Raw genomic sequence first — 20,304 nt, forward strand, 5'->3', positions numbered from 1 at the left:
GACTTATCCTAATTTACTAAAGTCCTTTACGTCAGCATCTGTCTTCAAAATGCGTTGAAACGTTTCATTCAAATCTTCAAAATCCCATGGCTTTGTTACAAAATCATGAATCCCAAAATCTCCAATTGTTTCAAACAAATCAGCACGTTTGATAAATCCACTTAGTATCATACGCTTGATATCAGGTGCAAATGAAAATACATCTTTAAGTAACTCTACCCCTGACATATGAGGCATCCTATGATCGGTCACTATCAGATCTATTTTTTCCTTTTTGATTACAACCAAAGCCTCCTGTGGGCCAAGAGCTGTGTGAACATTATAAAGCCTCCTAAAAGTGGATTTAAAACCTCTAAGGTTAGGCATTTCGTCATCTACGTATAGAATAGTGTACTCTTTTTCAACTTTAGCCGACTGACGTGCCGCTCTTCTAGCTGCTCTACGTTCCGCTCGTTCTTCTGCTGTGAGTGTTTCCATGGGCATTGATGTTAACTACAAAAATAAAAGAAATACCGAGGATCAAATATCTATTTTTAAGTAAGTAAAATACTTACCTGCTTAAAATCATGACTAATCACCTTTAAAAATTGGCTCTAGCTCAACTTTAAACAAGCTATGAGGCTTTCTGAATTGTGAGGTTGAATACAGTACCCTTACCTTCTGGGTTATCTGTAGAATTTATGGAACCTCCGTTTTGTTCAATCAAGTCTTTGCAAATAAACAAACCAACACCAGAGCTTTTCTCATTATCTGTACCCGGGCGCTTATTATCCTTTTTCATTTGAAATAAATTTTCTTTCATAGAAGCAGGAATGCCTATTCCATTATCCCTAAAACTCACCTCAAGAAACTTTCCATTTTCAAAAACTTCGATATCAATAGTTCCACCCTTTTCTGTGAACTTAACAGCATTCGAAAGAAGATTTCGGACAACTACTTTAATTGCATTTTTATCAAAAAGGCAAACACCATCTGTCTTTCCAGTAAAACTTAATGATATCTCCTTTGTGTCAATGTGATGCCGCATTTGACCTATTGCAGGCACTAAAATTTCTTCCACTTTAATTTCTTCTTGTTCGATCTTTTTATTCTGAGAGGCAGCATGCCCCCACTCTATTAGCTCATCAAGCATCTGAATAGAATGATCCACACCTGAATCCACATTTGCCATAAATTCTTTGGCCTTATCAATACCTATTTGCTCAGACTGGAATAAGGAAACAATGCTTTTTAAATTTCCAAGAGGGCCTCTCAAATCATGACTAATTATACGTATCAATGTCTCTCTCAATAGGTTAGATCTTGATAACTGAGACGTCTTTTCTTCTACTCGCTTTTCAAGATTCTTATTCAGCTCCTGATTTTCTTTAAACGATTTGGCAAAAATTTCAGATAAAGCAATTGATTGGAAAAACAAGAACACGATAAATCCAGAATTAACAAGATTTGGTCCAGCATCTATAAAAACCACACCAGATACCTTAAGTAATTCAGCCATCACAAAAAGGAAACAAAAGGCTGCCCCCATAAGGACATACAAAGATCCTGTCTGATGCTTTTTTACTGCTTTACCCAGAATCGCGAAGACAAGCACATATGAAAGAAGAATAATGATATTATAAATATCCAGTGTATGATAGAAAATTTTGTAAGGAGTGAGGAGAACGAATAGAATAAAACCACCAGTCACGACAAGAAACGCATTGACAAATTTTCTAAAAATTTGAAAAGTGTATAGACTGTTAAAGAAAAGAAGCATTATTGGGACTCCTGCATAACCGCAGAAGAACTCAATTTTTCTACCCATGGTAAGAGAAATGTTAGGGAAAAATGTGTAAAATATCATTGAGCCATCATCAACTAATGTCGCTCGCATGAATATTACAAAACAGATCAAGCTTAGATATAAATAATATCTTCTCCTGACTTGAAGAAATAAAACAATATTGTAGGCCGCAAAAATTGCAATGCTTCCTATTTCCAACAATTCAATTTGCTCCTGCATATATTATTTAAATAACTGGATTGACGTAGGCAATTAAGGAAGCAACTCAATAATAGCCAAAAACCCATCGTATATTTTCGACTACTGCAGGACATATCTACATATTTTTATATCTTTAGCTAACCTCAAAAGATCAATCTATGTCAATGTACTGTTTAGCATGGAAGTACAAAGTATCTTCCAATCAAGCAAAATTTGAAGAAGAATATGGCCGTAATGGTCGCTGGTTCAAGTTTTTTGAGTCCTGTGATGATTACTTAGGCAATGAGCTCATGAAAGGAGCAGATGGAACGACATACATACTTATTGATAAGTGGATGTCAAAAGCCGACTATCAGGATTTTATCGACGAAAACAAGGCTACCTACGACGATCTAAGTGAAAACAACAAAACTCTTTATGATAATGAAGAGCAATTAGGAGAGTTTGATTTACTCCAGTAGGTAAACTTCAATATACTTGTATCGTTTGAGAGGTTGATCAAACCAACTTAAACATGTCTATATAGACTACTTAAGTTTATAAAACTTGAAAGTGGATGGAAATAGTGGCTCAAGATTTATCACAAGCATTAAGAATTGCCTACCGAATTAAACAATAATGTTTCGATATAGCATATTCTAATGATTATCAGAAAGGCAACAAAAAAAGATGTCCCGTCCATTGTAGCTATGTTATCAGATGATGAATTGGGACAAAAAAGAGAGGATTATAGAATCCCCTTGCCTGAAAAATATTTCGCAGCTTTTGATCTTATAAGTCAAGACACCAATCAAAATCTGATAGTTGCGGAAGATGAAAGTGGCATAATTGGGACCGCCCAACTTAGTTTCATTCAATATTTAACATATCAGGGAGGGATAAGAGCACAAATTGAAGCTGTAAGAGTACGAATAGATAAAAGAGGCTCAGGTCTCGGGGAAGAACTATTCCTTTGGATGATTGCGCATGCAAAAAATCAAGGCGCGCATCTACTTCAACTCACCACAGACAAGCAGAGACCTGATGCATTAAGATTCTATGAGAAATTAGGATTTAAATCCTCCCATCAAGGGATGAAAATGCACTTCTAAATCAACTACTTTTGACTCGTGAACCTATTAAGCGCACTTGCCTCTGAAGTTAATATTCTACTAATTATTAGTTTAGTCATCGTTGTTCTTGGATTACTGCTGAAGAGATTCAAGCAACCATATATTATTGCCTACATACTATCAGGAGTAATCCTAGGCCCTCATGGGTTTGAAGTTGTAACAGACTTGGAAGTTGCGCAGCATCTAGGAGAGATAGGCCTCATCATCCTAATGTTTTTCATTGGAATGGAGATATCACTTCCGGATTTTCTAAAAAGATGGAAAGTGGCTTTTTTCGGGACAGGCATGCAGGTCATTTTCAGCCTTTTGCTCATGTTCTTGCTAGGTAGCTTTCTTGACTGGTCTTTAAACAGAATAATACTTCTTGGATTCATTATCTCCATCAGTAGTTCAGCAGTTGTCATCAAACTTATTCAAGATCAAACCCACCCAGATAGCAAAACAAGTCAAAATGTAATAAGTATACTATTAACTCAAGACATTCTGATTGTTCCTATGATTATTGTACTAACGATTCTTGGTGGTGGATCGCTTGATGTAAAGCAACTATCACTACAAATCATTGGCGGCATTCTCATTATAGCCATACTCATTTATCTACTAAAGAAGCAGAAAATCAAACTTCCTTTTGAAAAAATTCTTAGCGAGGATCATGAACTACAAATTTTCGCAGGTCTTATTGCTTGCTTTGGAATGGCATTGCTCACTTCTCTCTTTGAGCTTTCGGCTAGTTTAGGAGCTCTTGTATCTGGAATACTAATCAATGCATCGAGTTCCAACAAATGGCTTCATGATAGTTTACATTCTTTTCGGGTGGTATTGATTTCAATCTTCTTCATATCAGTAGGAATGCTTATTGATCTCTCTTTTCTAAAAGAACACCTTTTAGCCATCAGTTTTTTAGTCTTGATCATTTACATTTCTAATCATGGAATCAATACAATTTCTTTACGCTTGTTAGGGAACACCTGGAAAGAAAGCATTCTAGGAGGATCATTCTTAGCTCAGGTTGGAGAATTCAGCTTTGTATTAGCCACCATAGGTCTTCAACAAAATATCATTACAAATTATACCTATCAGATCACCATCATCGTAATTGCAATTACTATTTTCATAAGTCCCTTTTGGGTTTTGCTCACCCAGAGGTTGCTAAGTAGTCAAAAATAATTCTCTCAGCTGCGCAAGTTTTTTTTAGGAACAGCATCCAAATGCTAACCCCCTAAATCTGTATTCAGGGAATTGAGACGATACTTTTGCTTTGTCAACTATCTAGGCTCAAGTGAACGAATCAGACTTTCGGGAAATCGTATTTGAAAATCAAGACCGTGTATACAACACGTGTCTAGGCTTTATGAAAAATGCCGAGGAGGCCCAGGATATGGCTCAGGAAGTTTTTATACATGTGTATCAGAACATAGCAAAGTTTAAAGGTGAATCTAAACTTAGCACATGGATTTATCGAATTTCTACCAACAAGTGCTTGGAAGAAATCAGAAAGAAAAGCAGACAAAAACGAGCTGGACAACTATCTGACATTTCAGATGAAGTAATACAAAATAAAGCCGCTGACTTTTTCCACCCTGGAGTAGCATTAGAAGATCAGGAACGAGCAACCATCCTTTTTGAAGCCATTGAAAAATTACCAGATCCACAAAAGGTTGCTTTCACTCTATCCAAGATTGAGCAACTTTCTTATGAGGAAATAAGTAAAGTCATGGAGAAAAGTATTAGTTCAATAGAATCTCTTCTTTTCAGAGCTAAGAAAAATTTGCAGAAATTACTCACTCACTACTATGAAACCATTTGACATTGAAAGAGAAGTTGAACTCACACTCAGTAGTCTTGATAGACTAGAGAAGATTGAGGCTCCTGTTAATTTCGTAGACGTTCTTACGTCTAAGATGATTTTTTCAGAGGATCAAATCCGATGGATCAATCGAGCCAAATTAGCATTGGCAGCTATGATAACTCTGGCAATCATAAATGGAGCCCTTATGATAAAAAGCAATGAAAAAAAGGATTTGATGCTGCAATCAATAGCCAAGGAATACAACCTAAGGGGAAATATATGAAATGAAAACACTTACCGCTCGCCTAATAGTCATAGCCGTCATCATTATGGTTCTACTAAATGGAGGATTATTAATCCTACTATGGAATAGTCAAGCCGCGCCTAATAAAAGAGAACTACCCTCCATTGAAGAGATTAACAATTTTATTATTGTCGAAATGGGGTATGATAATCAAACAGCAGATGCTTTTATAAAAATTGCAGAAACTCATCGCTCCAACCAACATAAATTCCAAGGAAAATATCGCGAATTGAAACGTGAGTTAAACATGTCAATGCTTGAACAAGATGACGAGCGTGTGAATATCATACTAGATGACCTAGCTGCTATTGTAAAGAAAAAAGAACTCGAGCTATACAGGTTCTTTTCAGAAGTTATGAAAATATCAAGCCCAGAGCAACAAAGAAGTTTCGGGAGAATTTTTCGAGAAGCTACGGGTGCTCCAGAATACGAACGTATCCCGATGGATAGAGATAACACTAGGCCTCCACATCCCCCCAAACACTAGATTTTGCATATGAAAAGAATCCTTGATCAATCAGAATGGGAGAGGTGATATTGTTATGATAAATACTTCCTGTCCCAAGTCCGTGATGTTCTTCATTTTTCGGATATAGACTTGCAAATTGAGCAATGGCATTTAGCCCTAAATTAGACTCCAGATACGAAGTAATCCACCATTCAATTCCATGCATCTCCGCCAAATCAATCCACTCTTTCACTGAAGAAAAGCCTCCGTGTAAAGTAGGTTTTAATACTAGATAATGAGGCTTTAACTCTTGCAATAAATCTACTCGATCTCTCGAAGAATTAATTCCAATAAGTTCCTCATCAAGCGCTATTGGGATCTCACTCCGGTTGCAAATCAATTCCATTGCCTCTGGCTGCATGGGCATTATGGGTTGCTCTATCGAGTGAATGTTATACTTACTTAAGTCTCTAAGTTTAAAAAGAACCTCATTCGTATGAAATGCTCCATTTGCATCCAATCGAATAATTAAATCATCAGAAATCTTTCTTAGTGACTTGATGACCTCCAATTCACTTTCAAAATCTAGTGCTCCAACTTTTAGTTTTATACAGTTAAAACCTGCTTCTAGTTTTTCAGCTACCTGTTCTTGCATAAAATTTTTGTCCCCCATCCATACAAGTCCATTGATTGGTATTTTTAGTTTCTGAAGGTCTTTTCTAAAAATGTATTTGCTTCCACCATTGACAAAGTCCAGGAATGCCACCTCTAGTCCAAAACGAACGCTAGGATATTGATCTGAAACAAGATCTGTTGCCAGAGCAAAAGCCTCTTCCTCTGTCTTAGGTGCGTTTCTGTTTTTCACAGCCTCTATAAGGGCTTGGAGCAAATCCGGAACTTCTTCTACATCTTCCGGGCTTAATCGACCAATCGGTGCTACTTCGCCTATACCCTTATTTCCTTCTTGATCATACACCTTCAAAAACCAAACCTTACGATTCTCCATGGAACCACGGCTGGTTCGAGCTGAGAATTTAAAATCAAGAACATACGGCTTAACTTCGAGGCTTAACATGAATCTAAAATTAGAAGATTTTTTATACGAACTCCCTGACGAACGGATTGCTAAACACCCACCCGCACACAGGGGTGGATCTAAGCTTCTTTGTTATAACAAGGGAAGCATCTCACACCACGAATTTAAGGACATTATAGACCTGATTCCTAAAGGTTCATTATTAGTTTTTAATGATACCAAAGTCATTCCTGCACGAATTATTATGCATAAAGAAAGTGGTGCCAGAATTGAAATTTTTTTACTCGAACCTCTGCTACCGTCACAGGTTCATGAAGAAGTCATGAACTCATGTAAGTCCTGCATGTGGAAATGTATGATTGGAAATGCAAAAAAATGGAAAATAGGTAGCGAGTTATGCCTCCATGAGCTGAAGCTAAAGGCAACCAGAAAAGGTCAAAATGAGGTGTGTTTTGAATGGGCAAATTCGTTCACTTTTTCGGATATTCTTACTGAGATAGGGAAAATTCCCCTTCCACCATACATTGATAGGGATGTAAATGAGAGTGATCCGGATAGATATCAAACCGTTTATTCCAAAATGAAGGGAGCGGTAGCTGCTCCAACAGCTGGATTACATTTCACGAATGAGATCATAGAATCGATTATTAAAAAAGAGATAGACACAGACTACCTCACCCTTCATGTATCCGCCGGTACTTTTCAGCCTATAAAAAGTAATGACATAGCCGAGCATCCTATGCATAATGAACAGGTCTGGATAAGTAAATCCAATCTGGAAAATATCATAAGGGCAAAAAAAGTGATTGCAGTTGGCACCACCTCCATGCGCACAATGGAAAGCCTATATTGGTACGGAGTTAAACTATTGAATGGCGCTAAGGAGTTTTTCATAGACAAAAGTGATCCATACTCTTATGAACCAGCAGAAAAAATTGAAGCTTTGAGTGCCGTGCTCAAGCACATGAATAGTTTGGATGTTGAGAAAATAGGTGGGCAAACTGAAATATTTATATACCCTGGTTATGACTTTAAAATCTGCGAAGGGCTTGTAACTAATTATCATTTACCTGGATCAACACTTATACTATTAGTGGCCTCTTTTATTGGGGAAGACTGGCGTAAAGTCTATGATGATGCGCTTAATAACAATTATCGATTTTTAAGCTATGGTGATAGCTCTTTACTGCTACGATAATGTGACTAGTAAGAATCATTCTTATCTCTATCATAAACTTTCTCTTTTAAATACAATTATCAAGGACTCGTAGCACTTGATTCCATATTGGTCGAAAGTATTAAAAATACCCAATTGTGGGTATTGATTTCCGACAAAGATATCCCTTGCTTTGTATGACAACTACTACTTAAGCTATGAGTCAATTAATTAAAAGTTTATCTATACAGCGTATTCATATTGAGCTAGCTGGAAAATTTTTCCTTCTTGTCTTAATATTAGCATTATTGATAAGCTGAGATCGCTCTGATCACCACACTACTTTACCGTTAAACATTTATTTGAAGCGCCTTCGGGCGCTTTTTTTATTTACAATACCGAATAAGATTTTGATTATTTTCGTTTCCTAAATGACTCCACAATGCTGTTTATAAAACGACTTTCATTCATAATCATCACATTGATGGCTGTGGCTTATATCGGTTTATCCTATATGCTTTCCAACCGTGTTTTAAAGACAAATAGCTCATTTCAGAAGACACTAGATGATATCAATAAGTATTGGGGCACGAACTATGAAGAAATGGTCGCACTACTGCCTCCTCCCTCCGACTTTAGCGTTGAAAGTATTGATAACATTCAAATTAGAGGTAAATATTTTGCGGTAAGTGATTCATCATCATGCTTGTTTATATTCTCACATGGTTGGGCACGTAGCTGGCAAAACATGCTCAAATATTACCCAGTAGTCGATGACTGTGGGTGCAATATCATCATGTATGACCATCGTGCACATGGGGATAGTGGTGGTCAATACCCTACAGGTGGGATCATGGAAGCTAAAGACCTAATATCTGTTACAGCTTGGGCTATCCAAAATAAAAATTACTCCTGGAATCAAATAGCATGGTTAGGTAGTTCCTGGGGAGCGGGTGCTGCACTTATTGCTGGCTCAGAAGATCTAAATCCTGCTTTCATCATTGCTGACTCACCTTTTCAGGATTGGTATACAGCCATTTTTGAGAGAGCTATTGACGACTATGGATCATGGGTAAATGGAGTTGCGCCAGCAGTAATGTTTTGGGTGAATATGCGAGCTGACATCAATTATAAAGAAGCAAATCCCATGGAAAAATCTAAAGATATTGACGAGCCTGTTTTCCTTATCCATTCAAAAGCAGACCCCAAAACCAACTCCCAACAATCTGTCAACATCGCAAGGAATCTAAATGCATCCTCGGAATTTCATCACACTGAGTGGGGAAACATCCATGTCATGGATGTAATCAGCAACAAAACTGAATTCAAAGCCCTTCTCAAAAATTTTATAGAAAAAAATGATATCAACGCTTTTAAATGAGATTTTAGTAAGGTGATTTCTAAGCCAGCTTTATAAGTTGACTGAACTTTTACGATTTCCTCATTTTCTAAGCCACGAAAATCATTACATTTTTATTGATTCCATCGTTTTAACGATATTGTAAGCAAAATTTAGATAATGTTACTTCTAAGGCGAGTAAGGCACGAATTAATGAAAAAGAATAGGTTTACCTCTTACTTACTATATGCGTTGGGAGAAATATTGTTGGTAGTGGTGGGTATATTGATCGCAGTATTACTGAACAATTCGAACAACCAATCCAAGCTGGATAGAATAGAAGAACTATCAATCGTTCGTCTATCAGAAGATTTGAAAGATGATATTAATCGTTACGATTTTCTAGATTTTCGTATTAGCGAGCGAATTCACCTATGTGATTCTACTCTTAATCTTATTAAAAGTCAAAAGAGCTTGGATGAGCGCTTAGGCATCATATCTATCCATCAGATCAATTTCTTTCTTGTAGAATCGAATACCACCACCTATGACGAAATGTTAAATACCGGACGTCTTTACTCCATGAAGGATAAAGAACTCAGGACTCAGGTTATCAAATATTATCGAGATGTAAATAAATGGAGTACATATATTGAGCGAGATAATCAACAAATTAGGAGTAAAATGATCCAACCAAATTACAACGATTACTGGGTCCTTCAAGAGGATATTTGGGATGGTCAAGTCATAAACACTCAAAAGTATCCATGGCTTTTAAGTACATATTCACGAGAAATCAAAGACATAGAAGCCCTCATAGATCAAGCAGAAGATGGGTTTAGATCTAGTAAAAAACATATTGGATATCTTAAAAGGCAAGCTGAAGAATTGCTTTTAAAAATAGCTAAGGACGAATTATAAAATAATTTCCACAACTTGCTGATCAATGTCAGAAGCTCACTATTCCGCACCCGAAGAACGACTTAATGTACTTTCTCATGGCTTTGGAATCATTGCCAGTATTGCAGCCTTAATGATGATGGTAATAGAGGCTGATTCATTTATTGAATATATATCAACGATTGTTTTTGGCATGAGCCTGATTTTACTTTACAGTGCTTCCACCCTTTATCATGCTGCAAAAGAAAGCAAACTCAGAGCGAGGTTAAGGATCATGGATCATGCAGCAATCTATATCTTGATAGCCGGGACTTACACCCCCGTTTGTCTAATTACATTGTCAGAAAGTGTTGGGCAACTTCTATTTTATGTGATTTGGAGCGTAGGCATATTCGGAGTAGTTCTTAAACTATTCTTCACTGGTAAGTATGATCGGCTCTCTACTATAATGTATATAGCCATGGGTTGGATTGCTATTTTCGCAATTAAGCCTCTGCTTAGCACTATGAATACCGAGGGTCTCCTATGGTTATTAGCCGGAGGAGTATTCTACACTTTGGGCGCAGTTCTGTATAGTATAAAATCAATTCCCTTCAATCATGCAGTTTTCCACTTTTGTGTACTTGGTGGTAGCGCTAGTCATTTTATGATGATTTATCTTCATGTCTTATAAGGATTACACCGAGTTGAATAATCAAAGCCCATGAAAAAAATCTTTCAAACTTTCTTTGAGAAATGGCCTGAATATCTTTTGGAGATTTTAGTGATTACCATTGGGATTTTGGGAGCCTTCACATTGAATAATTGGAAAGAGCGCTCAAATACACAAGAGCAAGTAAGAAGATCACTGCAGAATGTAATCAGTGAGTTGGAAGACGATTCTGTCCAATTTCATTACCAACAGGAAAGCTCGAGTCAAACCCTTGAAAATCTTCGTAATCTACTAGATGTGGTACTTAATCCAAATTCCTCTACCGATAGTATGGAATACTTTTATCACAAATCAAGAAGTTTCATACTATACGTTCCTCAGAACAGTTCTTTTCAGTCCATGAATCAACTGGGTCTATTACAGTATATTTCTAACCCAGATCTTCTCTACCAAATCCAAAATTATTATACGTTCACTCAGCCTAATGTGAAAATCTTGCGAGATATAGAGGAACAAAGATTTAAAGAGAATATGAACACCATAAACACCGACCCAGCAATCATAATGAAAGAAGCTGGTTGGGATGATTTACCATTAGACTATAATGAAGTAAAAAGCATTCTTCAAAAACCGGAAAATTTCAGGAAAGTTTACCGTTATGGTAAAATTCAGGAATATCTAATTAGCCGGTCTGAAGGATATGTGTCTACCAATGCAGAATTACTTGCTATGCTCAGGTCGTACCTGAAAGAATAGTTTGTATCACTCTTCCCAAAATTCATACTCATAGTGGATAGTGTACTCTCGCTCTGAATATCTATTCAAAATTTCTGTTCGATCCTTCAAACCGTCATCATAGTAATGAATTCGGGTGTTTAGCACCTCTCCATCTTTAAAGTACTCTGACTTGGTTAGCAAACTATTTTCATAATAAAACCTACGCTCATAATCCCCTAAAACAACCCTCGTTAATAAATCCTGATCATACTCATAAGATGCTGAGAGTCTTTTTATTTCAGACTTTTTTTTCATTCGAGACTGTATTTCCTTTTGATCATCAGTTAGACTTTTTTCCGCACCTAATCGTAATGTTATCCTGGTTTTATTCCCATTTTCATCTATGGCGTATTCAGTTTTTGAAAAGATCTTCATCAGCTTTCGATCTTGGTACTCAAAGTATTCAGTCCTTTCTGGAGAACCCAACTCAATAAATTTATCTGGATTTACCAACTCCATTTTTCTCAATATTTGATTGGGCAAATCATCATTATCCACTTCAACAATATCTCGCCAAAAATCTCCTGATTGAGGCTTATTCTTCAAATTCCTTGCATAAGCAGCAGGCCAGTCATGACCATACAAAAAATTGTTTTCAGCTTTCCCTAAGGAAAGTCCATCCATTATATGTGGCAACAAATTTTTATTTGGGACTTGCCAAAACTCTCTCTTTATCTCATATTTTCGATCATAGGGATAGGTAGTTTGTTCTACAAATTCATCAAGTGTTCCATCTGGATGATAAGATGCAATTGATACAACTTTGCCTGTTTTTTGCTGAGTATCTATTTGATGACTTGTAAATCGTGTAGTAATTTTTCTCACATCAATCATCCGTTCATTCAATAGCATTTCAGACGAAGAAATTTTCTCGCAACTCACAGTGAAAAACAAAATAATTGTAGAAACAATGGAAAAAAGCAATGTCCAATTTTTATGCTTAGTCGGGCTTGTTAATGCGACAATTCTAGACTTTAAGTGATGAGCACTAAAATGATTCATAAGGGCTGGTTTGGTTCTTTGCGACAGTGACAAAAGGGTATTTGCGTAACTGGCTCTTTCTTCAGTCTGAAGAAGTTTAGCATCAACCTCTAATTCAGTATTAATTCCAATAATTCTTCTCAATATCCAGGCAAAAGGATTGAGCCAGAAAAGAGCACTGTAAATTTGACTGATTAAAATATCAAAACTGTGAATAAGTTCGCTATGAGCTAATTCATGTTTAAAAATAATCCTCCTACCCTCATAGATGGAGCTTCCTATAAAAATCCAATTAAAAAATGAAGCACCTTTAAATGATTTATCTGGCACTTCATAAATACGGATGCCCTGCTCTAGAGACGAAATAGCATTCCTTCTTATGCTAAAGATTTGAAATAGCCCAAGAAGGATTCTCATCATGAAAAAGAAAGAAATCGCGATATATATTATAAAGAATATAGAAGTCCACTCAATTACATTAGAAGAATTATTATTTAGAATAGGTTGAATATTGGACTCTTCGAATTCTTTACCTATCAATATATCATTTATAAGATCTTCATTATTAGGTTCTGCAGTCCCAATCGATTCACTTACTAACGTACCTAAATTCATATCGGGAGCACGTCGAGTTTGAATAGAGGTCAATGGAAATAATACAGAAAACAACAACCAACCTAATAGATAGAATCTTCTAAAAGCTGGACCTGTATGTTTCCTTAAAAGAAGATGAATCAGCCAAAAAAATAAGGACACAAAAAGCATTTCCAGATAAAAGGTTATTAAAGAACTCATAGCTTGTTAATTAAAGTTTTCAATTCACTGACATCCTTTTCAGAAACATCCTCATCTTCTAACATTTGAGATAGCAAACCTTTGTAGGATCCATCAAAATATTCCAAGACCATGCCCTTTAAGATTTGTTTACGATATACACTTCGTGTTACAACAGGAAAATACTGATGAGTTCTACCATAAGCTTTGTGCCCCACCATTCCTTTGGCTTCAAGGATTCTCACCAATGATGACACTGTATTATATGGTGTGCCTTTTGGAAGATGCTCTACTATTTCTTTCACAAAAACTTCGCCCTTCTCCCAGATAATCTTCATAATAGGCTCTTCAGCCTTTGTCAATCGTTCCATAGCTAAATATAACTGAAAAATCAGTTTTATAACTAAAAAATCAGTTTTATTAAAATTAATGTATGAATAACCGTTTTAAAGCTTCTATTCTCAAATTCGAATATGATTTATGGAGTTACTACCTAGCCGTTCCCAAACCAATAGGGGACAAGTTCATTGAAGGTGACGATCGAAGAGTGATTTGTGTTATTAATAAAAGTACTCCAATTTATAGTGCATTGATGTCAAAAGGAGATGTGTATAGTATTTATGTGAAAAAGGACTTCATGAAAAAACATGAACTAGTAGAAGGTGATGAAGTAGATGTAACACTTGAGAAGGACAGGTCTGAGTATGGAATGCCAATGCCAGAGTCTTTCCAAGTTTTACTAGATCAGGATAAGGAAGGGTGCCTGTATTTTCATGCACTTACCAAAGGCAAGCAGCGTACACTCATTCATCTAGTAGGGAAAGTCAAAAATGTAGATAGTCAACTGGCTAAAGGATTAGCAATTATGCAACACCTCAAGGAATCTCAAGGTCAGCTGGATTTCAAACGACTCAATATCCTTATCAAGGAATACAATAATCGTAAGTAAGAACTTACATTTGTTTGTTTAGAAATGAATGTAAAGAAAATTGGTTTCAGAGGCGGTTGCCATTGGTGTACAGAAGGGGTATTCAGTATTGTTAAAGGTGTAATTAACATTAATCAAGGTTGGATAGCATCAGACATTCCATATGAATCATTCTCTGAAGCTATCATAGTTGAATACGAATCAATTGAAGTCGATCTGGATAATTTGATCAAAATCCACCTTCATACTCATGCTTGTATCTTCGATCATTCAATGAGGGGAAAATATAGATCTGCTGTATATGCCTTCAATCAATTAGATAAAGACGAATCCAGAAAAGTGATCATGAGATATTGTGCAGATTTTGATAGTCCTATTGTTACTAAAACTCTGATGTTTAGAGCATTCAAATCCTCTGAAGAAAGATATCAAGATTATTATCAAAAAAATCCGGAGAAACCTTTTTGTCAAACGTATATTTCTCCAAAAGTGAATATGCTAATGAAAGAGTTTAGCAACCTAACCCAATGATTAACTTCGATACATGAAAAAAACAATATTTCTACTCGTTGTACTATTCTCGTTCTCTGTATTTGCTCAGGACCAATTGTACAAAGTCACCCTATTACGTGCCAAACCTGGTGAATTACTAAATCTTATTGACCTGATAAATCAGGACATTAGTAATTATGAATCATATTTAGATAACAAACCTTATCTACTCAGGCACAGTCAGGGGGATCACTGGGATCTAATGCTTATCTACCCAATCAACAAAGTAGAGAACTACTTTTCAACAGCACAAAATACAAGGAAAGGACAATCAGAGACGCTCGAGAAACCTTATGGTGATGAGTTTTACGATATTGTATCATTTCAAGAGGAAGCAATAGTCAATGGTCCTCCAGCCAACGCCTTCATTGATGCTTCTGAAAAATATAACCTTTTTCATATAGAAATATTTACAGCATTAGCTGGAAAACAAGAAGAGCTCCTTGAGCAAAGACTTGCCGAAAACCAATTCTATGCTGGCATAGAACATAGGCCTAATTTTATTTTCACAAGAGTTTTTGGTCCAAGTTGGGATAATTTTACCATTGGATTTTACGAAAACTTGCATGACTTTGCGGGTCCGGAAGTCTCATTCGAAAAGGAAGATAAAGCCGCGAAAGAAGCAGGTTTCGAAGGAGTGAACTATGTAGGAAGTTACCTACGTTCGCTACTTGCCGAGCATCACGATACACTTGCTTGGAAGGTTGAACAATGAATGAATATTGAGATATGAAAGTTGAATTATCATACAAAGGAGACGAGGAGTTTGAGACTACTAATGACACAGGCAATAAAGTTGATATAGATATGTTTCCTGCAGATCAAAAACAACATCAATCCCCCACTCAGCTATTACTATCAGCATTGGTAGCTTGTGCAGCAGTGGATATAGTATCCATGATCAAAAAAAGAAGAAAAACATTTATTGATCTTAAAGGGTCAGCCGAAGGAGACCGAAGAGAAGAACACCCACGAGGTTTTACTAAAATCAATCTACACTACACCATAACTTCTCCAGATTTGACTGATGAAGAAGCTGAAAGAATTGTTGACCTTTCCACCACAAAATATTGTTCTGTAGCAGGATCTCTCAGTGCAGAGCAAACCCATTCATTCGAAATAATTAGACCGTCATGAAAAACACATTAAAAGTAGCACTTGCGCAAATAGCTCCTGTATGGCTAAATCGTGAGAAGACATTAGAAAAAGTAATTGATTATACCATTCAAGCTGCAGACAATGGTTCTGACTTAGTCACTTTTGGAGAAGCTTTACTTCCTGGATATCCATTTTGGTTAGACAAAATGAATGGGTCAGAATTTAATTCCCCTATACATAAAGAGATTCACGCTCATTATATGGATCAGGCGGTTAGTATAGAAAATGGACATCTAGAACCGCTATGCAAAGTAGCCAAAGAAAAAAGCATTGCAATTTACCTTGGGATTATAGAGAAGCCTTCAGATCGCGGAGGACATAGTTTGTACTGCACGATAGTCTATATCGATAAATCTGGTGACGTAAAATCAGCTCATAGAAAATTGATGCCAACTTTCGAAGAACGACTCTCTTGGAGTCCAGGAGATGGTAATGGTCTAGTGACTCACGCTTTACCCCCATTCAGAGTAGGTGGTTTGAACTGTTGGGAAAATTGGATGCCAATGGCTCGTGCAGCAATGTACGCACAAGGCGAAGACCTCCATGTATCGGTATGGCCCGGAAATAAGGTGAATACTGAGCAACTACTCCCTACCATAGCAATGGAATCTCGATCATATGTGATTGGTGTTTCAGGTGTTTTCAAACCAGAAGATATTCCTGTAGATTTTCCTCATGCTGATATTATGAAACAAAAAACTACCAGTATTTTGGCGAATGGAGGTTCTTGTCTCGTAGCTCCTGATGGGAGTTGGGTTATTGAACCATATACTCAAGGTGAAAAACTCTTAATCGCAGAAATAGATCACAAAAAAGTAAGAGAAGAAAGACAGAATTTTGATCCTTCAGGGCACTACTCAAGACCCGATGTTCTTAGCTTAAATGTGAATAAAGAGCGTCAGGCAGTAATTAAATGACCCTCAGGATTATCATTTTTTTAGTATTTATAACTCCGTTATTCTGTCATAGTCAATCATCAAGTGAAGATGACGTCAATTTTAATGCAGCAATAGATTGGCTAGACAGTAAGTTAAACTACATTTATTATGATGAAGTAAACGCTAAGTGGTGGAAGAATACATTCTATGTAAATGAAAAAAAAGAAGTTACCATAAAGCACATTTCAAGTGATAAACCGAATACAGCAAATATTAAGGACAAAAACTATACCGTACGAAGGTTCAATATTGAGGATATTAATCCACGGAATTTAACAATATCTGAAATTAAGGATTCACGTGGTAGAATCGTAAAAGGAAAAATGCTTGAGATACGAACTTTTGAATTCCAGGAGTCTATTAACAAGACTATTAATAATCGAAAAGGAAGTAGCACATCTTTTTTATACTTTTCATTTCCAGAATTTCTTAATGATAGTCTTATCAACTATGCTGAAGTTGTAAAGGAAAAACTAGAGACAGCCATAGTTGCAAGCACTAAAATCTATTCAAAAAACGAAGAAGAAGATATTAGTACTGTTTTAAATGCTCTTTCTGGGAGCTTCAAAAGCGAAAAGGGGGATCTTTGGGAAACAGAATTATTCCAAGCAAATGTTTTAAAACTGGAAAGAGGGAACGAAAAGGAGGAATATTTTGGGTATAGCCCTCAAAAAAAAGAATTCTATATCATTTCAATTCATTCAGGCGGGTTCGATACTGAAATTTTCAGCTTTTCCAATGGTCATAAAATCATCCTGAAAGGTGAGAATTACAACTTTTCCTTGGAAACAAGAAACTCATTTCAACTAGGGTCAATAAAATTCTTCAGACAGTAGAAGATTCAAGTTGTTCAATAACATTCTGTTTGTACTTTCTACCTACTGGTAGTTCATGGTTATGAATAAAGACAGTATCTCTTGAATGTGAATCAACATGTACTTTGTTCACCAAAAATGAGCGATGAATTCGAATAAAACTGCCTGATAATTTCTCTTCGAGAGAAGATATCTTTTCCTTCGTCACCAACACTTCGGATAAAACATGAACTTTCACATAATCACTTAGACTCTCTATATAACGAATATCTAGTAGGAGAACTACTTTTTTCTTTCTATCAACCTTTAGCATAATACTATCCTGATTCTCTTTTTCTAATTTTACTTTCATGACTTCTACTTCAGTATTTTTTTCATTCAATTTCTTCACTGTCAAAACAATTCCTTCGGCAAACACAATCAGGTACAGAATAACTGTTAGTAAGTAAATATCTCCAGCAACCTTCCCTAGATTCGAAATCTGATAATCGCCAAGAATCACAAAAGCTAGAACCATTACTAAAAGCTCAAAGTAGATCGATACAATTAGCATATAAGTGAAATAAAGAATGAATTTCATTCTCCTTCCAGTCAGAAGATATTTTGGAGTTAATAGATGATTAAAGAAAAGCGAAGTTGCTATTGCAACTGGCATTAGAAAGCTAACAAAACAAAAAGCAACAGTTATGCTTTCCAATGAAGCTCTAAAAAATAGTGTTAAAAAGACCCATACGAATCCCCAGAAAATGACCAGTTTGCTAATATTCATGAACTCTAATATGAGCTAAATTGATAAATTTTGAATCTCTTGTAGACAAACGACAGTCTTATGTATGGATTCTACCTTTTAATAAATGACAATGAGCCCGTGCTTTGCTCATATGTTTAATTTAAAAAAAATAATTATGATTGAGTTATTTCAAATGGGCGGTATTCTATTCATGAGTATCCTGACCATCGAGTTTGTGTTTGTTATGTTCTTCGCCTTTCAAAGTTTTTTAAGTAAAGAGAATACAAAGCTTGAAACGATAAAATCTATTGGATTACTATCCGCAATTACAGGAGTTCTTGGACAATTGATTGGTTTGTTTTCAGCATTTGAGGCAATTCAAGAAATGGGATCTGTAACACCTGCTATGCTCGCTGGAGGCTTTAAGGTATCAATGATTACAACTATGTATGGTCTGATAATTTACCTAGTCTCCCTCATTATATACATAGTCCTAAAAAACAAAAAATAGACAACAGCCGGATTCAGTTCCGGCTTAAAATTTCAATTTCCTACCTAGCTCCATATCGCTTAACTCCAAGTCTAGTGCTTTTGTAGATAGTTGAATTTCACGAATAGATATAAGTAAAGATAAAATGAGAAGGATGAGTGAAATACCAAATATTACACTTCCCCATTCATTTGCTTTAGAGTAGATAAAAAACATAGCTAAGACACAAAGCAATAGGCTTATAACACCAAAGAGTTGCATTGCTTTAATCAAGAAAAGTCTTTTTCGTAAATTCTTTAGCTGTCCTTCAAGTAAACTCTTTGGGTCATTAATATAGCTTTTGTGTAATTGACGGATTAAAGTAGCAATAGCTAAAAATCGATTCGTATAAGCCAATAATAAAAGCGAGATAGCAGGAAAGAGTAATGCTGGAGTCGTTAAATCAATTTGCATATTCAAAGATAAGGTTCAACCTTTTCTCAAATAGATCAATCCCTCTTTGATTAAACCTAATCCATATGCTGAAAGTTGAATAAATGCAGCAACTATGGAAAAGAAGCCAATTTTTATACTTCCAATTCTTATTGAAGAATCTATAAATACAGAAAAGAAATAGAGTCCATAAATAGCAAGTCCCCATATTGCTATATCAAAAAACAGAAAAAGACAGGAGAATGTAAGAAATAGTCCAATGAAGAATATGCTTGGGAAAAAATGAATCAATTTCAACTCTTCTTTATAAAAACGATAAACATTAATTCTTGCCGTTCCGAAAAAATGTAACTGTTTGAAAAATTGACTAAAACTTGTCCTTCGTTTATGATATACGTAAGCATCTTCAATAAGACTTGTTTTGAATCCATTTTTAATTATCCGAATACTAAACTCTATATCTTCTCCCTTTCTGGGCAATTGGTATCCCTGAGTTTTCTTGTAAACCTCTTTACTAATACCCATATTAAAACTTCTAGGATGAAACTTTCCCACATGTTTTTTATTGCCGCGTATACCTCCGGTGGTAAATAGGGAAGTCATTGAATAACTTATAGCTTTCTGCACAGAAGTAAAGCTTTCATGAGCTCTGTCAGGCCCCCCAAAAGCATCTATTTGATGTTTTTTTATATTATCATCAACTATTTTTAAGTAACTCTCTGGAATAAGACAATCTGAGTCAAACACAATCAGCCAATTTCCTTTCGCTCTCTCAAACCCATAATTCCGACTAAACCCTTGCCCAGAATTTTTCTTATAAAAATATGTGATGTCTAGCCTGTTCGAGTAGTTTGAAACAATTTCTTCACATTTGATATTAGAACCATCTTCAACAATCAAGACTTCAAAATCAGTGAATGTCTGAAATGTAAGACTATTTAGAAGTTCATCAACCTCCTCAGGTCGATTGTAAACAGGTATAATAATAGAATATTCAGGCATTAAC

26 protein-coding genes are annotated in these 20,304 nt (G+C 35.9%); 18 read left to right on the forward strand and 8 right to left on the reverse strand.

Going from position 1 to position 20,304, the window contains the following annotated elements:
- Positions 1–3: 3 nt before the first annotated feature.
- On the reverse strand, positions 4–477 hold the full coding sequence (locus ABJQ32_10770; protein MEP5290126.1) for a response regulator: 474 nt from the start codon (positions 475–477) through the stop codon (positions 4–6).
- Positions 478–613: 136 nt separating this feature from the next.
- The gene (locus tag ABJQ32_10775; GenBank protein MEP5290127.1) at positions 614–2,005 is read right to left on the reverse strand and encodes a sensor histidine kinase; all 1,392 of its coding nucleotides are present in this window, start codon (positions 2,003–2,005) and stop codon (positions 614–616) included.
- A 146-nt stretch (positions 2,006–2,151) separates the two neighbouring features.
- On the opposite strand from ABJQ32_10775, the gene ABJQ32_10780 reads away from it, so the two are divergent.
- From ABJQ32_10780 to ABJQ32_10805, 6 genes are all read left to right on the forward strand, one after another.
- Complete coding sequence (locus ABJQ32_10780) at positions 2,152–2,448, forward strand: hypothetical protein (protein ID MEP5290128.1); 297 nt, start codon at positions 2,152–2,154, stop codon at positions 2,446–2,448.
- Positions 2,449–2,628: 180 nt separating this feature from the next.
- The gene (locus tag ABJQ32_10785; protein ID MEP5290129.1) at positions 2,629–3,078 is read left to right on the forward strand and encodes a GNAT family N-acetyltransferase; all 450 of its coding nucleotides are present in this window, start codon (positions 2,629–2,631) and stop codon (positions 3,076–3,078) included.
- An 18-nt stretch (positions 3,079–3,096) separates the two neighbouring features.
- Complete coding sequence (locus ABJQ32_10790; protein MEP5290130.1) at positions 3,097–4,266, forward strand: cation:proton antiporter; 1,170 nt, start codon at positions 3,097–3,099, stop codon at positions 4,264–4,266.
- A 112-nt stretch (positions 4,267–4,378) separates the two neighbouring features.
- On the forward strand, positions 4,379–4,906 hold the full coding sequence (locus ABJQ32_10795) for an RNA polymerase sigma factor (protein ID MEP5290131.1): 528 nt from the start codon (positions 4,379–4,381) through the stop codon (positions 4,904–4,906).
- Entirely contained in the window at positions 4,893–5,171 is a 279-nt protein-coding gene (locus ABJQ32_10800; GenBank protein ID MEP5290132.1) for a hypothetical protein, read from the forward strand. The genes ABJQ32_10795 and ABJQ32_10800 overlap by 14 nt, the downstream gene beginning before the upstream one ends.
- A 1-nt stretch (position 5,172) precedes the next feature.
- Positions 5,173–5,679, forward strand: a complete 507-nt coding sequence (locus ABJQ32_10805; protein ID MEP5290133.1) for a hypothetical protein — start codon at positions 5,173–5,175, stop codon at positions 5,677–5,679.
- Here the strand turns inward: ABJQ32_10805 and menC are convergent.
- Positions 5,651–6,715 (reverse strand): o-succinylbenzoate synthase, encoded by a 1,065-nt coding sequence (gene menC / locus ABJQ32_10810; protein MEP5290134.1) that lies wholly within the window; start codon positions 6,713–6,715, stop codon positions 5,651–5,653. The two genes, ABJQ32_10805 and menC, sit on opposite strands and share 29 nt — an antisense overlap.
- On the opposite strand from menC, the gene ABJQ32_10815 reads away from it, so the two are divergent.
- From ABJQ32_10815 to ABJQ32_10835, 5 genes are all read left to right on the forward strand, one after another.
- On the forward strand, positions 6,714–7,874 hold the full coding sequence (locus tag ABJQ32_10815; GenBank protein ID MEP5290135.1) for an S-adenosylmethionine:tRNA ribosyltransferase-isomerase: 1,161 nt from the start codon (positions 6,714–6,716) through the stop codon (positions 7,872–7,874). The genes menC and ABJQ32_10815 overlap by 2 nt on opposite strands.
- Positions 7,875–8,274: 400 nt before the next feature.
- Positions 8,275–9,213 carry an alpha/beta hydrolase gene (locus ABJQ32_10820; protein MEP5290136.1) on the forward strand — a complete coding sequence of 313 codons (939 nt, stop codon included), beginning with the start codon at positions 8,275–8,277 and terminating at the stop codon, positions 9,211–9,213.
- A 171-nt stretch (positions 9,214–9,384) separates the two neighbouring features.
- Positions 9,385–10,092: a DUF6090 family protein gene (locus ABJQ32_10825; GenBank protein ID MEP5290137.1), complete on the forward strand. Its 708-nt coding sequence runs from the start codon at positions 9,385–9,387 to the stop codon at positions 10,090–10,092.
- Positions 10,093–10,117: 25 nt separating this feature from the next.
- Entirely contained in the window at positions 10,118–10,744 is a 627-nt protein-coding gene (locus ABJQ32_10830; GenBank protein ID MEP5290138.1) for a hemolysin III family protein, read from the forward strand.
- A gap of 30 nt (positions 10,745–10,774) precedes the next feature.
- Positions 10,775–11,479, forward strand: a complete 705-nt coding sequence (locus ABJQ32_10835) for a hypothetical protein (GenBank protein MEP5290139.1) — start codon at positions 10,775–10,777, stop codon at positions 11,477–11,479.
- A 6-nt stretch (positions 11,480–11,485) separates the two neighbouring features.
- Here ABJQ32_10835 and ABJQ32_10840 read toward each other — a convergent pair whose 3' ends face one another.
- A complete protein-coding gene (locus ABJQ32_10840) occupies positions 11,486–13,276 on the reverse strand; it encodes a M56 family metallopeptidase (protein ID MEP5290140.1) in 1,791 nt (596 codons plus the stop codon).
- On the reverse strand, positions 13,273–13,626 hold the full coding sequence (locus ABJQ32_10845; GenBank protein ID MEP5290141.1) for a BlaI/MecI/CopY family transcriptional regulator: 354 nt from the start codon (positions 13,624–13,626) through the stop codon (positions 13,273–13,275). The genes ABJQ32_10840 and ABJQ32_10845 overlap by 4 nt, the downstream gene beginning before the upstream one ends.
- Before the next feature lie 62 nt (positions 13,627–13,688).
- On the opposite strand from ABJQ32_10845, the gene ABJQ32_10850 reads away from it, so the two are divergent.
- Genes ABJQ32_10850 through ABJQ32_10875 form a run of 6 tightly spaced genes read left to right on the forward strand, consistent with a single transcriptional unit; the run spans position 13,689 to position 17,667 of the window.
- Positions 13,689–14,204 (forward strand): DUF1905 domain-containing protein, encoded by a 516-nt coding sequence (locus ABJQ32_10850; GenBank protein MEP5290142.1) that lies wholly within the window; start codon positions 13,689–13,691, stop codon positions 14,202–14,204.
- Between the two features lie 24 nt (positions 14,205–14,228).
- Positions 14,229–14,714, forward strand: a complete 486-nt coding sequence (locus tag ABJQ32_10855; GenBank protein MEP5290143.1) for a peptide-methionine (S)-S-oxide reductase — start codon at positions 14,229–14,231, stop codon at positions 14,712–14,714.
- Between the two features lie 13 nt (positions 14,715–14,727).
- Positions 14,728–15,450 (forward strand): hypothetical protein, encoded by a 723-nt coding sequence (locus tag ABJQ32_10860; GenBank protein ID MEP5290144.1) that lies wholly within the window; start codon positions 14,728–14,730, stop codon positions 15,448–15,450.
- A 14-nt stretch (positions 15,451–15,464) separates the two neighbouring features.
- Positions 15,465–15,872: an OsmC family protein gene (locus ABJQ32_10865; GenBank protein ID MEP5290145.1), complete on the forward strand. Its 408-nt coding sequence runs from the start codon at positions 15,465–15,467 to the stop codon at positions 15,870–15,872.
- Entirely contained in the window at positions 15,869–16,810 is a 942-nt protein-coding gene (locus ABJQ32_10870) for a carbon-nitrogen hydrolase family protein (protein MEP5290146.1), read from the forward strand. Before ABJQ32_10865 ends, ABJQ32_10870 begins: the two co-directional genes overlap by 4 nt.
- Entirely contained in the window at positions 16,807–17,667 is an 861-nt protein-coding gene (locus tag ABJQ32_10875) for a hypothetical protein (GenBank protein ID MEP5290147.1), read from the forward strand. The genes ABJQ32_10870 and ABJQ32_10875 overlap by 4 nt, the downstream gene beginning before the upstream one ends.
- On the opposite strand, the gene ABJQ32_10880 is transcribed toward ABJQ32_10875, so the two are convergent.
- Positions 17,657–18,415, reverse strand: a complete 759-nt coding sequence (locus ABJQ32_10880; protein MEP5290148.1) for a LytTR family DNA-binding domain-containing protein — start codon at positions 18,413–18,415, stop codon at positions 17,657–17,659. The two genes, ABJQ32_10875 and ABJQ32_10880, sit on opposite strands and share 11 nt — an antisense overlap.
- Before the next feature lie 136 nt (positions 18,416–18,551).
- Here ABJQ32_10880 and ABJQ32_10885 point away from each other — a divergent pair, with 136 nt between their 5' ends.
- Complete coding sequence (locus tag ABJQ32_10885) at positions 18,552–18,887, forward strand: MotA/TolQ/ExbB proton channel family protein (protein MEP5290149.1); 336 nt, start codon at positions 18,552–18,554, stop codon at positions 18,885–18,887.
- Between the two features lie 24 nt (positions 18,888–18,911).
- Here ABJQ32_10885 and ABJQ32_10890 read toward each other — a convergent pair whose 3' ends face one another.
- Together ABJQ32_10890 and ABJQ32_10895 are read right to left on the reverse strand one after the other, a co-directional pair.
- Positions 18,912–19,319: a DUF2721 domain-containing protein gene (locus tag ABJQ32_10890; protein ID MEP5290150.1), complete on the reverse strand. Its 408-nt coding sequence runs from the start codon at positions 19,317–19,319 to the stop codon at positions 18,912–18,914.
- Positions 19,320–19,334: 15 nt separating this feature from the next.
- The gene (locus ABJQ32_10895; protein MEP5290151.1) at positions 19,335–20,300 is read right to left on the reverse strand and encodes a glycosyltransferase; all 966 of its coding nucleotides are present in this window, start codon (positions 20,298–20,300) and stop codon (positions 19,335–19,337) included.
- Between the last annotated feature and the right edge of the window lie 4 nt (positions 20,301–20,304).

Source organism: Marinobacter alexandrii (assembly GCA_039984955.1).
Lineage (GTDB): Bacteria > Bacteroidota > Bacteroidia > Cytophagales > Cyclobacteriaceae > Ekhidna.

Excerpts from the sequence above, each read along its gene's own strand:
- ABJQ32_10785 (MEP5290129.1), top strand. The coding sequence starts at position 2,629 with ATGATTATCAGAAAGGCAACAAAAAAAGATGTCCCGTCCATTGTAGCT.
- ABJQ32_10885 (MEP5290149.1), top strand. The coding sequence starts at position 18,552 with ATGATTGAGTTATTTCAAATGGGCGGTATTCTATTCATGAGTATCCTG.
- ABJQ32_10880 (MEP5290148.1), bottom strand. The coding sequence starts at position 18,415 with ATGAATATTAGCAAACTGGTCATTTTCTGGGGATTCGTATGGGTCTTT.
- ABJQ32_10850 (MEP5290142.1), top strand. The coding sequence starts at position 13,689 with ATGAATAACCGTTTTAAAGCTTCTATTCTCAAATTCGAATATGATTTA.
- ABJQ32_10895 (MEP5290151.1), bottom strand. The coding sequence starts at position 20,300 with ATGCCTGAATATTCTATTATTATACCTGTTTACAATCGACCTGAGGAG.
- ABJQ32_10835 (MEP5290139.1), top strand. The coding sequence starts at position 10,775 with ATGAAAAAAATCTTTCAAACTTTCTTTGAGAAATGGCCTGAATATCTT.
- ABJQ32_10890 (MEP5290150.1), bottom strand. The coding sequence starts at position 19,319 with ATGCAAATTGATTTAACGACTCCAGCATTACTCTTTCCTGCTATCTCG.
- ABJQ32_10840 (MEP5290140.1), bottom strand. The coding sequence starts at position 13,276 with ATGAGTTCTTTAATAACCTTTTATCTGGAAATGCTTTTTGTGTCCTTA.
- ABJQ32_10860 (MEP5290144.1), top strand. The coding sequence starts at position 14,728 with ATGAAAAAAACAATATTTCTACTCGTTGTACTATTCTCGTTCTCTGTA.
- menC (MEP5290134.1), bottom strand. The coding sequence starts at position 6,715 with ATGTTAAGCCTCGAAGTTAAGCCGTATGTTCTTGATTTTAAATTCTCA.
- ABJQ32_10865 (MEP5290145.1), top strand. The coding sequence starts at position 15,465 with ATGAAAGTTGAATTATCATACAAAGGAGACGAGGAGTTTGAGACTACT.
- ABJQ32_10770 (MEP5290126.1), bottom strand. The coding sequence starts at position 477 with ATGGAAACACTCACAGCAGAAGAACGAGCGGAACGTAGAGCAGCTAGA.
- ABJQ32_10815 (MEP5290135.1), top strand. The coding sequence starts at position 6,714 with ATGAATCTAAAATTAGAAGATTTTTTATACGAACTCCCTGACGAACGG.
- ABJQ32_10825 (MEP5290137.1), top strand. The coding sequence starts at position 9,385 with ATGAAAAAGAATAGGTTTACCTCTTACTTACTATATGCGTTGGGAGAA.
- ABJQ32_10855 (MEP5290143.1), top strand. The coding sequence starts at position 14,229 with ATGAATGTAAAGAAAATTGGTTTCAGAGGCGGTTGCCATTGGTGTACA.
- ABJQ32_10875 (MEP5290147.1), top strand. The coding sequence starts at position 16,807 with ATGACCCTCAGGATTATCATTTTTTTAGTATTTATAACTCCGTTATTC.
- ABJQ32_10820 (MEP5290136.1), top strand. The coding sequence starts at position 8,275 with ATGCTGTTTATAAAACGACTTTCATTCATAATCATCACATTGATGGCT.
- ABJQ32_10800 (MEP5290132.1), top strand. The coding sequence starts at position 4,893 with ATGAAACCATTTGACATTGAAAGAGAAGTTGAACTCACACTCAGTAGT.
- ABJQ32_10830 (MEP5290138.1), top strand. The coding sequence starts at position 10,118 with ATGTCAGAAGCTCACTATTCCGCACCCGAAGAACGACTTAATGTACTT.
- ABJQ32_10805 (MEP5290133.1), top strand. The coding sequence starts at position 5,173 with ATGAAAACACTTACCGCTCGCCTAATAGTCATAGCCGTCATCATTATG.
- ABJQ32_10870 (MEP5290146.1), top strand. The coding sequence starts at position 15,869 with ATGAAAAACACATTAAAAGTAGCACTTGCGCAAATAGCTCCTGTATGG.
- ABJQ32_10780 (MEP5290128.1), top strand. The coding sequence starts at position 2,152 with ATGTACTGTTTAGCATGGAAGTACAAAGTATCTTCCAATCAAGCAAAA.
- ABJQ32_10775 (MEP5290127.1), bottom strand. The coding sequence starts at position 2,005 with ATGCAGGAGCAAATTGAATTGTTGGAAATAGGAAGCATTGCAATTTTT.
- ABJQ32_10845 (MEP5290141.1), bottom strand. The coding sequence starts at position 13,626 with ATGGAACGATTGACAAAGGCTGAAGAGCCTATTATGAAGATTATCTGG.